This window comes from Paraburkholderia edwinii (genome assembly GCF_019428685.1).
Lineage (GTDB): Bacteria > Pseudomonadota > Gammaproteobacteria > Burkholderiales > Burkholderiaceae > Paraburkholderia > Paraburkholderia edwinii.
Map to the genome: position 1 here is coordinate 1611196 of NZ_CP080095.1, position 12264 is coordinate 1623459.

General features: G+C 53.9%; 10 protein-coding genes. 4 read left to right on the plus strand and 6 right to left on the minus strand.

The genetic code is table 11. From position 1 onward, the window contains the following. Nucleotides 1–214 precede the first annotated feature (214 nt). Together KZJ38_RS07115 and KZJ38_RS07120 are read left to right on the plus strand one after the other, a co-directional pair. A complete protein-coding gene (locus KZJ38_RS07115) occupies nucleotides 215–994 on the plus strand; it encodes a replication initiation protein (RefSeq protein ID WP_219799400.1) in 780 nt (259 codons plus the stop codon). 817 nt (nucleotides 995–1811) lie between these two features. Further along, on the plus strand, nucleotides 1812–2057 hold the full coding sequence (locus KZJ38_RS07120; RefSeq protein WP_219799401.1) for a hypothetical protein: 246 nt from the start codon (nucleotides 1812–1814) through the stop codon (nucleotides 2055–2057). Between the two features lie 36 nt (nucleotides 2058–2093). Here the strand turns inward: KZJ38_RS07120 and KZJ38_RS07125 are convergent, their stop codons facing one another. The 3 genes from KZJ38_RS07125 to KZJ38_RS07135 form a co-directional block, all read right to left on the minus strand. Beyond that, on the minus strand, nucleotides 2094–4286 hold the full coding sequence (locus KZJ38_RS07125) for a DotA/TraY family protein (protein WP_219799402.1): 2193 nt from the start codon (nucleotides 4284–4286) through the stop codon (nucleotides 2094–2096). Nucleotides 4287–4333: 47 nt separating this feature from the next. After that, nucleotides 4334–4648 carry a hypothetical protein gene (locus KZJ38_RS07130; protein WP_219799403.1) on the minus strand — a complete coding sequence of 105 codons (315 nt, stop codon included), beginning with the start codon at nucleotides 4646–4648 and terminating at the stop codon, nucleotides 4334–4336. A 122-nt stretch (nucleotides 4649–4770) separates the two neighbouring features. After that, the gene (locus KZJ38_RS07135) at nucleotides 4771–5103 is read right to left on the minus strand and encodes a hypothetical protein (protein ID WP_219799404.1); all 333 of its coding nucleotides are present in this window, start codon (nucleotides 5101–5103) and stop codon (nucleotides 4771–4773) included. A 342-nt stretch (nucleotides 5104–5445) separates the two neighbouring features. On the opposite strand from KZJ38_RS07135, the gene KZJ38_RS07140 reads away from it, so the two are divergent. Next, the gene (locus KZJ38_RS07140) at nucleotides 5446–5811 is read left to right on the plus strand and encodes a plasmid mobilization protein (RefSeq protein WP_219799405.1); all 366 of its coding nucleotides are present in this window, start codon (nucleotides 5446–5448) and stop codon (nucleotides 5809–5811) included. Further along, nucleotides 5801–8395 (plus strand): TraI/MobA(P) family conjugative relaxase, encoded by a 2595-nt coding sequence (traI, locus tag KZJ38_RS07145; protein WP_219799406.1) that lies wholly within the window; start codon nucleotides 5801–5803, stop codon nucleotides 8393–8395. The genes KZJ38_RS07140 and traI overlap by 11 nt, the downstream gene beginning before the upstream one ends. A 71-nt stretch (nucleotides 8396–8466) precedes the next feature. Here the strand turns inward: traI and KZJ38_RS07150 are convergent, their stop codons facing one another. The 3 genes from KZJ38_RS07150 to KZJ38_RS07160 form a co-directional block, all read right to left on the minus strand. Then, nucleotides 8467–9921 carry a DUF2971 domain-containing protein gene (locus KZJ38_RS07150; protein WP_219799407.1) on the minus strand — a complete coding sequence of 485 codons (1455 nt, stop codon included), beginning with the start codon at nucleotides 9919–9921 and terminating at the stop codon, nucleotides 8467–8469. A 672-nt stretch (nucleotides 9922–10593) separates the two neighbouring features. Continuing rightward, nucleotides 10594–10974, minus strand: coding sequence for a hypothetical protein (locus tag KZJ38_RS07155; protein WP_219799408.1), 381 nt, complete (start codon nucleotides 10972–10974; stop codon nucleotides 10594–10596). After that, a complete protein-coding gene (locus KZJ38_RS07160; protein ID WP_219799409.1) occupies nucleotides 10971–11930 on the minus strand; it encodes a hypothetical protein in 960 nt (319 codons plus the stop codon). The genes KZJ38_RS07155 and KZJ38_RS07160 overlap by 4 nt, the downstream gene beginning before the upstream one ends. Nucleotides 11931–12264: the final 334 nt, after the last annotated feature.

Consider the following 12264-nt stretch of genomic DNA (forward strand, 5'->3'; position numbering starts at 1 on the left):
GCCTGCTTGTTGGGCATTAAGCAGGGGGCCTTCTACGAGCGAAACTCGAAAGGCAAGCTCCCGCGGCCAGCCATGACCGAGCACCGGTGCGTACGCTGGCGTGCAGGGGATGTGCGGGAGTGGCTGAACAGCCTCAATTCCGTTACACAACGCCGTGGACGGCGTCGTGCTGAAACGCATTAATCGACCATAGCGGGCGTTGCACGAGCACGACATGGCGAGCGAATCGCAGTTCTATTTGAGAAAGACGCTATCCTCCCGGCCGCACAGCCAGACCAGCATAGCGGAGCGCCATGTGACGATGGCGAACGCCATTACCCGGTCTGCGCACGGACTGACTCTTCCCGAAAAGCGCCTAATAGCCGCGGCACTTGCAAAAACAGACAGCGCGGATACACGCGGGTTGATGGATGCGCGCATCCAGACCGTGAAGTTGTCTGCGATGGAGTATGCGGAGACATTCGAGGTAACGCTCGACACAGCCTATGAACAACTGCAGACGGGCGCTGAAGCTTTGCAACAGCCGAAGGTGATCTTAGAAAAACCGGGCCGCCGAGGGACGGTGCGGGAGGTTCGGAGCTGGATCATCACCGGTAAGTACGCGAAAGGTGAAGGCACCGTAGAAATTCGCTGGCATCCTGATCTTGTGCCGTTTTTGTTTGGGTTGCGGAAGGAGTTCACCACGTACAAGCTCAAACACGCAGCAACCTTCCGATCGATTTATTCGTGGCGTTTGTTTGAATGCTTGAAGTCATGGCAAGGCGCGGGTCGATGGACTCCAACCATCGCCGAATTTCACCAGGCGGTGGGCGCTACGCCGACCGCCCGAGCGAACTTTAAGGAGTTGCGGTTGCGTGTGATCGAGCCTGCTGTAAAGGAGTTGCATCATAAGAACGGTTTGCTTGTCGTGTGGAGTGTGGTGAAGTCTGGCCGTAAGGTCATATCCTTAAAGTTCGAGTTCACTGCCGATCCCCAAGGCAGTTTCGCATTCTGATGCGGGCAGTCCAGTCCTGCAGTTGTGACCGGGTAGCTCCACCAATAACCGGGCCGTTACACCAATAGGCTTACTCAGCATGTTGTGGATAGAACCGGGCCGTTACACCATAGACCGGGCTGTTCCACCAGCTAACCGGGCCGTTACACCATTTGACCGGGCGGTTCCACCAATAGCGCTCCGCAAAGCCATGTCCAGTAAGACCCCGACCTCGGCTAAAACGGTGTAAAACGATAAAACGTATATAAAACGAGCTCGGCCCGTGGATTTGTGGACAGCCTCGCTACCGCGAGGTGCCGGCCTGAGCGCGGCGCGCTCCCCCATTGACAAGGTGGGACAACCGTTCAGGTTGCCCCGCCTTGCCAACAGGTCGGCTGCTGCCCACAAGCTCCACCGGCTGCCACTACAAATGAGATATAAAACCTTACCCCGCCTCCCAAGTATCCAGAGACCTATCTGACGCGTTTATGGATTCATGACGGGACCAAGGCGTTGGCAATAGACGGGGGGCGTATATCAAAGCGGCAAGCCGCCCATAGGGCGCGTCCGGCAGAAGGCGAGGCCGGGAAACTGTGGGGGTCGCGGAGTGTGTAGCAGCCGTCCACGCCTGTGTGCGGGCGACTTGTCCACTGTGGGGGCGGAAGATGCCGCAGACTTCTGACGCTTGACTAATTAATTCATGTATATAGTCGGTGAGCCTAAAGCGGCGATCTCCCTTCGCCTACCGGTACAAGTCCGGAGCACTGGAAAGCCACCGGGCCGGCGTGGCAAACTCCCATAGTTGAATTGCTGGCTCGCGGGAAATAAGGAGCTGATTATGGTCGATGGATACACCTTGGGGCTTGCCAAGCGCAACGGCGATGCGGCCGACAGCTGGATGAAATATGCGCGTGAACTGGAGCAAAAGCTCGTCAGTGCGCAGGCTGGCGTGGAAGCGATGCGCGCGGTGAAAGATGGGGCGATAGCCGAGCTTGGAAAGCTTGACCCAAAAAATCCGATGCTTGACAAAGCGAACCAGCAGAAGGTCTTCGATAAGGCCTATTACGGCTATAGAAAGCCATGAGCAATGCCCGCTTAGCGGGCATTGCTCGTTTCGGCATCAGAGCTTCGGTTTATCCTGTTCGCCGGGGACGATTGCGTTGCCGCTCGCAGTTGGATTCCCGTTCGGCTTGCCACCGCCGATGACTCGCTGAACGTGCTGGCTGCTTGTGTTGCTTGCCCCAGCTAGCACTGTGTGGCCTTTATCGTGCATCTCGTGACCGAACTGGTTATGCATCGATGTGCCGAGCCACGAACCCATTACGTTGGGAATGTGATGGACCAGGCCGAACATGGTTTGGCAGAGCGTCTGGCACATGCCGACGTACAGCACGATATACGCGATGATGCTCACCACGCCAGTCACACTGTTGAACTGAGCATTGGCCATCGCTTGAGCAAACATTGTGTTGAGCAATTGACCGAAGGCGACAACCCCAACGCTCGCGAGCAGAAACCCGATAACCATAAACGCTGGCCGCAGCATCAGGTTTACCAAGAAGATGTAGCCGTAGCTCGTACGAGGACCCATGCCCTCACCTTCTCCATCGAGGTGTGAAAGGGCCCATAAAGGCGCGGCCACGACACCCTCGCATACGCAGGCGAACCAGCTCAGCACGCCTCCGAACCAGATCATGAACGGCAGCATCGGGAGATACACAGACAGAACCGCACCGAAGAAAAACAGGCTGACGATCATCATGATGATGATCGGCGAGAGATTCGACGCCACTCGGCTAAGTCCGCTGATTGCGCCGCCAGAGAACATGTCGCCCACGGCACTCACGACCCTGCCTGGCACCGAGTCTGCCGCACCTTGACCGTATGAAACGATGGAATACGCAGCTAAAGCCCCGTCGCCGGCGTCGAGGATGTAATCCCCCATGGTTTTCATGCCCATGAGAGGGTTCGTTCCCGTCCCGCTCGAGCTGTTTGATGTGATCAGCGTCGTCACCATGGAAACCAGCCGTTGGCCGGGGAAAATGCTACCGATCACGTGGGCCGGGTCGGGCGAGTTCGAGTACAGACCGATGACCGGCGTCGTGCTCGAACTAATGGACGCGCTACTCGCTGTCGTAGAGGCATCCTGTTCGATCTGTTGGTTATACGACGCCATCACCTCGTTGTAGAGATCCGGGTACGGCAGGTTACTTATGTCCGTCGACGGAATCGCCGTCGCTGCGGCCGCCGCAGCGGCCGTAAGCTGAGAGTTTGCCATCGCGAATGCCTGATACCAGGCTCCGAGCATGACCCACCCGCTCGTCGAAAGGCTAGATTGGATCGTGCTTGAAATGCTGCTGATCGAACTCGACGCGCTGCTGATCGCACCCTGGATCGTCGATTGGTAGGCGGTTGCAGCACTGTTGATCGTCGTCTGCGGGTCGGTCGGTTGCTTACCTGCGTTCACTGCCGACACATACGTGATCGCCGCACTCTGAAGCGTCGATTGCATCGTCGTGAGCGCCGATTGTTGCTTCGCGCTGATCGTCGACGTGATTTGGCTGGTGTTCGGTACGATCGACGACAGGCCGGTCGTCGATGTGGCCGTTGTGATCGAGCTCGCGGCCGAGTTTGATGCAACCGATGCGCCGCCGCACGACAACCCGTTGCCGTTCATAAGGACGATTTGCCCCGTCGTCGGCTTCGCGCTGAACTGCTCGCCGCCATCTGTCGACACGCCCCCGGTATCGGTGGACACGTTCGTGGCCGCCGTGTTCGCTGCCTGGGCGCACAGGTTCGCCTCGAACAGTGCTTTCGCGAGCGTGACAACCTGCGGTGGAGGCGGCGTCGAAACGAGCGTTCCCCCGTTCGCCAGCACACTTGTTGCAGCGGACATACCGAGGTTCGCAATACCGATACCCATCGTAGTGACCCAGAGCATGATGAGCTGCGCACCGGAGTAACCACCAGTGAAGGGCACGAGAAGCGTAAAGCCAACTCCATTGCGAATGGTGAACCAGATCGACGAGCGCTTCTGGCCGAGGAATTCACCTTCGGCTCCGGTCGCGATCATCGCTGCAAAAAAGAGATAGCAGGCCCACAATGCTCCAATGACGAGCACGCACGCGTTGATCGTGCCGAGTATGGACGCGATCGTCGATCCTGAGCCACTGCTTCCGGTGAGTGGACTTGACATGACGCTGCCGAATACCTGCGTCAGCGCCGCCATCGACTGGTCGGTGCCCGTATTGGCCGCGCTCGCAATCGAGCTGATCGATTCGGTTTGAGCGTTGGCAAACGCGGCGGGCAGCATTAGGGCTACGGCCGGTGCGGCGGTCGTGCAAGAGCGGGAGCTCACAGTCATTTGGGGTCCCTGATTGCAGCGATACGATCCGCGTCGCTGAAAATGTCACGCAAAATCGACGCGATTCCGGCGACGATCAGAACCAAAGATCCGCCCAACCCTATGACCACCGGCAGGAGATTAGTGAGGACCGTCCGGGGTCTCCAATCGAGCATGTGCCCTTTCCACAGCACCCACGCGAAGGCGGCAACGACAACCAGACTGACCATTACGCCCTCGTTGACGATGCTCTTTTCGGTCTCTGACCGGTGCTTTACGTACTGCTGGGTAGCTCGGCGCAGATAGCGCAGACGACGGTTAATTTTCGGCATTGCTATTACTCCCACATTGTTGTCGCGACACTGTTCCGAAAATCTGGGCCGCGACGCGGGCAATTATTTTGCTTGGACAGCGCACGCAGATAGACGATTAGCAGCAAGTCGGGCTTTCCTGGTTATTGAGCATCCTGAGCGGGCGGGTTTTCGCGGCGCGTGCTCCCGTCAACGCGAGGGCGCTCAACGGTCGCTTTCTTCCTCGGTGTTTGTCGAGACTGCTGAAGGTAGCTTTTTAGTGTGCTCCCGCTGATTGCCAAACCAGATGCAGTAAGTCTCTCCGCGATCTCAGCCAAGCTGTAGCCGTTGCGTTGTGCCGCCCTGATGGAGTTTGCGAGAGCACGAATAGATTCGACTTTCGTCAGATCCCTTGGCTTTGCCTCGACTTTCGGTAATAGCCGCAACTGTCCTTCGAGCTGTGAGATCAGGGTGAGACTGAAAGTGTGTTTTGCCATTGAATTTCTCCAGAGAGAATTCATCCTGAACTTGTGATCTTCTTGTCGTCAACGACTTATGAGGGTTACAAAGCATGTAGATTTCGAAGGCGTATGAGGGTCCAAAATACAGGATGGGGTTTGTCTTACACATGGCTTCGCTCATGTTGCAGACAAACCACGCCAGCCCGTTCGGCGCTTCGCTTCTCACATGCCGGCTCATCATCCTGGAAGCATTCAAATGAAGGTGATCGGGTGTTCTGACGTGGGTGTACCAACTCGAAACCCATGTATATGCGCCATGGCGTGAGTCCCTCACGTCGTTAGTAATGGAGGGATCGGAACCTGATTGGAGTTGCAGTCATGCCGTTTGAGCAGAGGGGAGGAGAACCACTGGATGCGAGCATCACCATCAGGCTGAGTAGCAGTGAACGGGACCGCCTCAAAGAGGACGCAGATCTCGCTGGCCTGACTGTCAGCGAACTGGTGCGACGTCGCTACTTCAACCGCCCGATAGCAGCGAACGTCGATCGAGCCTATTTCAGGGGGTTGCTGCGCATCCGGTCTGAGCTTGGTCGAGTCGGCGGGCTGCTGAAGCACGTACACGTTGAGAGCGGCGGCAGCTACAGTGTCCAAACAGCCGAGGCATTGCGAACCGTCAAGGCAACGGTCGAATCTGTACGCTCCTACATGGAAGCAGTCCATAGGGAGACTGCTGGTGATCGGTAAGAAAATCTCAAATCCGCGTCGGTCAGCGAGCAAAGCTGAGCGCATCAGCGCGCTTGCGGAGTATGTCCGTTCGCCGGAAGGGGCCGACATCAAGGAAAAGTGCGTCTATTCAGGTACTCGAGGTTTCATTTCGGATCTCCCAGATGTGCAGGCACTGGAAATGATTGCGTTGGCAGAGGAAGCAACCCGTAGCCGTGATCCAGTTCAGCACTATGTGTTGAGTTGGCGTGAAGGCGAGCAGCCGGCGGCAGCTCAGGTCGAGGATGCCGTTACGATACTGCTTCATGAGCTTGGATTGGAAGAACATCAGGTTATCTATGGGCTTCATGCCGACAGTCACAACCAACATGTGCATGTGTTGGTAAATCGCGTTCACCCCGAAACCTTGAAGTGCATCGAGATCAACCGAGGATTCGATATCGAAGTGATCCATCGTGCGGTCGCCCGGATCGAGCACACGCAAGGTTGGCAACGCGAACGGAATGGCCGCTATGTCGTCTTAGCTGACGGACAACTGGCACGTTCTGCCTCGGAACAGAAGCAGTCTAGTGAGCCAAATCAGCAACGTCGGGATATGGAAAATCGCACTGGTGAAAAATCCGTCGTGCGCGTCGCGAAAGAGAATGCGGGAGATGTTTTCCGTACGGCCACAAGCTGGGATGAGCTTCACTCCCGGCTTGCGACCGGCAACATGCGATATGAGCGCACTGGTAGCGGTGCGGTCATCTTTGTTGGTGACGTAGCGGTGAAAGCATCGTCCGTTGATCGCGCTGCCAGCCTAGCGAAGTTAGAAAAAAAATTTGGAGCATTCCAACCTTCTAACGAAGCGACGCAACGCGCTTCATTAGGCAATGCGAAACGCGTGACACAGCAGCCGGTTGTAGGGGGCTTGCCCGGTTGGGACAAGTACACAGCTGAGAGGCAAGCCCATATCGAGGAGCGTTTCGCCGCGCGTCTAGAATTGCGCTGCCGACATGACGCAGAGCGGAAGGCAATGCAGAAGCGGAACCGGGAAGCTCGGCAAGAACTTTTCGCGTCGCGCGACTGGGCCGGACGTGGCATAGGTCTGAATGCATTACGTAGTGTTCTGGCGGCAGAGCAAGCCGCCGAACGAGCTTCATTGATTGATAGGCAGTCCGCAGAGCGGAAGCAACTTACCGCTCGGTTGCCCGCTTTCCCAAGTCTGGAAGAATGGCTACGTCAGCGTCAAATGTCGGCCGTCGCCGCATTGTGGCGTTATCGCGCAGATATTCCGCAGGAGATCGCCGGGGACAAACCGGCGGAAGACGCTTCTGCAGTTCCAGCCGATGATATCCGGGCATTCCGGCCACGCGTCAGCGGGAAGCAAGTCGAGTACATCCGGCGCGATGCTCTGGACGACCTGCTGTTCAGTCACCGGGCATCGTTTGTGGATTGTGGGAGCACTATCCAAGTTTACGATTGGAGGGACGAGCGAAGCGCGCTGGCGGCTCTTCAACTCGCGGCGCAAAAGTGGGGCTCCTTCTCGCTGCGAGGAAGTTCCGATTACAAGGCTTTATGTGTTCGTCTCGCGGCAGAGCACGGATTACGAATCAAGAATCCGGAGCTTCAGGATGCCATTGAGCGGGAACGGGAACGGGTCGCATGCGAGCGTGAGTACGCTCGGAAATCAGACCGGCAGCGTCAGTTTGAACGGTACGCCGCCGCGGTCCAGGCGGATAGATATCGAATCACGTACGTGCGCACCTGGCCGGATGGAGGCCGGCAGCCGGTAGTCATGGGCGGTCGGGTTGATGGCTATACGGTCCAAGAAGTTGCCCGACGAGCACGACACATCGACGGACTTCGCGAGCTCGAGTACACGCCGATATCCGATGGGTGTCACCATGTCGTGATCCGCGCCATGACGCGTGAGCAGGCCCGGAAATTTCTCGTCGACGGCTACAAGCCTGCGGTACTTGTTGAAAGCGGTACGGACTCGTTCGAGGCTGTTGTCAACATCGGGGAGCACTCTGGGAATTCCACCGTTACGAAGATCGGCCGGATATTGAATGAGCGGTATGGCAATGCGACTCCAGCCGACGGGATTCTGTCACATCGAGCGCCAGAGATTTCCGGCAGCTCGCCGAGCGATTGGCCCGGAATTCGACTGCGGTATGCCGAACATCACATCTGCTCCAGGAGCGGCGAGCTTATGCAAGAACTTCGAGCGCGATCGGCTCCGGTTCGTGAGGAAGATCCGCAAATCCAGTTTCTGCGCACGGTGGGGACGGCGGCCGACGCGTATCGAGTACATCGTGCGGACCTGATGGTGAGGCAGATCCGCGATGCACTCGATGTCTCAAGTATCGACGCCGCAGTTGCCGTGCGCCTGCGCGTCACCGGGCACAGCCGTGCAGAGGTTGAGCACGCGCTGAAATCGGCACGGGTAGGTGAGGAGGTGCGTGATTGGGACGCTTACGTTCGGCGAGCTGCCGATTTTGCGTTTGGAGAGGTGGGTAACCGGGAAGCGGTACGCCTTGCTCGTTACCGGGAAAGATGGCTCGAGCTTGAGGGCCGATTCAGTGAACCGGTGTCGAGGCCAACCATTCCCATACAGAAATGACAAACATGGAATACAAAGTGACGCCACATGACGCCTGCAGCGTCACAACAGATTCAGCCCATTCCGATCGCCTAAGCATGGCGAATCTTTATTAGATCAAGCGAGCACAATTGAAATTTTGATTCAGTGTGAAGATAGCGAATCTCGTAAAACCGAAAATTTTCGCGCTTCGTTATTGCACATTTCTCATCAATGATTCGCATAATTTCAAGCTTGTCTTTCATCTCGGTTCGCGCTCCGAATACAATTCCGGTTAGGTCTTCAAATCGATATTTCAATCTTCTTGAACCACTTTCCTTCAAGTCGAAGCCCGAATGAACTATCAATCGATATTCTTCTTCGTGAGCCCATTCCGGTGTCTTGTAGAGAGCGCTTTCATTGAAAGTTTGCCAGTACCCGTTGCGCCATGATTCGGCATCAGCATACACCGCGTCCTTGCATTTACTGAACGAACCATCATCGCCCTTATACCAAAAATCGTTCATATGTTGCTGTGATATTGAACCAAGTGAGCGAAAGAAGTCGATGGCAGGATAATTCCCCGTATACTGAACCGCTTGAAATTCGTGCAGCACATTTCCTTTCGAATAGCCGGTCGGACCGTTTTTCGAACCGTGCGCGCCTACGATACGTTCAAGCGTGAGCGCTTGGTGTCCATTCGAATTGATCTCGGCCTTAAACATCAGGCACACGCCGCGATGCCCATCGGCATACGTACTCCACATTGAGTGATTTTTTGCAGTTTTTGTAAAGCAAGCGACATACCAATCTCGATGAACCAACCTATCAAGCGCGGCAACGTACGCGGCCGGAAACTTACTGGCCCAAAACATGAACGGCGCTTTCTTTTCACGATCAGGGGTATTGTATTCATTTATAAGCGCAGCTTGTGCGAGAGTTGCTTCGCTTATAGAGAATATCGTTTCGGCGACATTTTCGGACGGATGTTTTGAATTTCCAACGTCGGAAACACCTTTCATCATCTTTAAAAAATTACGAGTTAGTGAATCATTTTTCCATGATTTTTTGATATTCGACTGAAACGGAAATAAGCCACGAATACGAAATTCTTTTATCGCAATCTCAACCGCAAAACCATGCAAAGATCGCAGATAACTGGTTAGCTCGTTACGTCGAATCGGCGCATCTTTATTCGAGACAAATGAAAGGAATTTTTTTGTTATCGGTTCTCCGAGAAACTTATTTGACACATTTTTATATATATCGCGTATCGGCGCATCCGGAAGCGTGTTCGGAACCCAAAATACTATATTGTTAATGGCGCCGGGATCGAATTTATCGCCAGCGACGAAGCAATACGTAGCCGACTGCAGGAGGCATAAAATATAGTGACGTAGCAGATTTTTCCATACGATTATATCGCCAACCCAAAATAGATCCTTGAATCCCTCCATGGGATCATTAAGTTTTTCTGTTTCACTGAAAAATATCTCTTGATTTTCGAGTTCACGAAAGTCAGATAAAATCGCCTTCGTCGATCGATATCGATAAAAATGTTCGGTCATGACGCTATAGTATGATAGTTAGCTAACTCGCCATGCGATGTCTCAAATGCGCTGGTGAAGTTTCCAAGGGTTCCACGACGAGCAGGCGCAAGTCGTCGTGATACGGAAGCACTTGTGTCTCTATCGCCAAATTGACTTGCCAACCGGTAGCACCGGCAATATCGAATTGGTAATATGCCCACACGCCACCGCCGACGAGGGCTAAACACGATAACGCCTTCAAAACGAGATCCGCTATGTCGATGGCTCTTTTCACGGCAGCGGTCCAATCCGGAGTTTCGCTATGATAGCCGACAAAACACGGAAGGCCGCCTTACCAGCTATACCTATCCGCCGAGCTGACACGTGTGTGGTGGTGTAGACGCGAGCTACGTCTGCAAATCCGCTATCGAATACGTAATCGAGACGGGCCGCTTACACAGCTCGCCGGCGAGCGTCGACGTTTTCATTGCTTCATGCATAGAATACTGACGCTGGCATGCATGGACCGCCCAAAGCCGCAGAGGGGTGGAGAGCGGCCGGTCGAGGACCTATTCCAAACGGTATGGGAATGATGCGAAATGATGCACACTCGAAAGAGTGTTGCCGGGCCGATGCGGTTAATCCGGTACCTAAAAGTGGATTCTCGATATCTAACCATAGCGATACCGTCATAAGCGAGGGTTTTGGAAATTATGGTTGCCGTTTTAGTTTTTTAAATAAGGCTGCAATTGCGTCAGGCACATCAGCGTCAGCGTTACTTTGACAAAATTGAGTCGTCCAATCAGAGATTGTTTCAAGATCCAATCCGACCAAAAGGTCACGACTATTTGTCGTTATCTGATTTATTCCGGTCAAATACCCTGCCATCCAGCTCTGATCGGATAACCAGGCAATACCCAAATTATCCTTACCCGAACCTTTTTCACTTCCGGCCTTCAACCAACTGGTGCACGTACGAGTACCGATAGCGGTGAACGTTCGCTTTGCTGCCAGCGCCTCGGTGGATATTATAGAAATAAGAACCATAAAAATTAATTGCCGTAAGAATCTCTTGTTCATTTCATATTTCACGCTGTGAAGTCCTTTCCCCATAGAAGCCACCACTCTTGGACCACAAGCATAGTAACTTGCGCGACCAAAATGATGCCCAGTATTAGCGCAACGATACCCACCCAAATACTTGGATTATTCTTGACAAACAAAAGACCGACAACCGAATATGCGAGGGTAGACAGCATAGGGGTGGTAAATATTAAAATCAATAACGTTCGAAGTAAGCTATAAAATGTTCTGTTGAATGCACGGCTACGATTTTTCCTCTTAATATTTACCAACCGCAATTCCGCAACATAATTAAGGCTTATAGGGATAACTGGCAATATATTAAGTATGTGCGGAAAAGCTGCTTTGTAGTCGGCTAATTTTCGAATAAGAAAGAGTTCACGCTGGCGAGTGAAGTAAAGTGACCCGAGCCACCCAATACAAAGTGGAATCAACGCAATGAAAAGCAGATTCGCAACCACCCAATTCGGCACCTGATATTGAGCGGCGCCATATTGAAACGGCAAAGTTACAGGAGCCTCTATACCCCACACTACGACCGGACGCTTCTCGAGCTCCCTTTGACGATATCGCAAAGCTTGAATTAGGTCCAAAGGGGGTTTCTTGTTATCCACACTTGCAGATAGAACGGTCGACCGCATCCCGGTCTGTAATGCGGTTTCCGAAACTAACCGACTCAGAGCAGAGGAATATGTTTCGTTCGGAACAGGTTCGGCGGCGTGGATCTCTGGAGGAAGCCCGAGGTGCTTACGGGTCACTTCGACTTCTGAACTTTGGATAGTTAACGCAGGTCGTCGGGGCGCTGTGGCAGCGTCGAACATTTCTTGCAGTTTTTCTTGACTACGCTCAATTTTGTCTGAAAGAACAGAAAATCCCGCTGGATTGTCAGTTCCTATGTAATCGACGGTAGCTACCATATAGATTTGCAGTGCACAGGCAACCAAAAGTAAGGCACCAAAATACATTAGTCGCTCAATGCGACGCCCAAGATCTGAAAGCATAAAGCCTATACGCAGTTTAGATAAATCGGAACGGACTCCATCGATCCCGGCAGCAACCTATCGGAACGCATTTCTCCGGAGGGTTCTTCTTCGTGCACCCGAGCAGTCTGTACAATTGTCGACGATCTATCCCTTTTTGTCGATTGATAGAAACTGGCCTACCTCTTTCTCAGGCACACCTGTCGGATGTCGGGCTAGATTCCGATTGTGAATGTGGCGTCTCGCAAGATCTTGAAACGGGCATGTCAGCTAATGCTAGGTAGCTTGGCACGACGCGCCTGTATTATCAGCCGGCCTT

Coding starts and splice junctions, on each gene's coding strand:
- KZJ38_RS07115 (WP_219799400.1), top strand. CDS start 215: ATGGCGAGCGAATCGCAGTTCTATTTGAGAAAGACGCTATCCTCCCGG.
- KZJ38_RS07120 (WP_219799401.1), top strand. CDS start 1,812: ATGGTCGATGGATACACCTTGGGGCTTGCCAAGCGCAACGGCGATGCG.
- KZJ38_RS07125 (WP_219799402.1), bottom strand. CDS start 4,286: ATGCTGCCCGCCGCGTTTGCCAACGCTCAAACCGAATCGATCAGCTCG.
- KZJ38_RS07130 (WP_219799403.1), bottom strand. CDS start 4,648: ATGCCGAAAATTAACCGTCGTCTGCGCTATCTGCGCCGAGCTACCCAG.
- KZJ38_RS07135 (WP_219799404.1), bottom strand. CDS start 5,103: ATGGCAAAACACACTTTCAGTCTCACCCTGATCTCACAGCTCGAAGGA.
- KZJ38_RS07140 (WP_219799405.1), top strand. CDS start 5,446: ATGCCGTTTGAGCAGAGGGGAGGAGAACCACTGGATGCGAGCATCACC.
- KZJ38_RS07150 (WP_219799407.1), bottom strand. CDS start 9,921: ATGACCGAACATTTTTATCGATATCGATCGACGAAGGCGATTTTATCT.
- KZJ38_RS07160 (WP_219799409.1), bottom strand. CDS start 11,930: ATGTATTTTGGTGCCTTACTTTTGGTTGCCTGTGCACTGCAAATCTAT.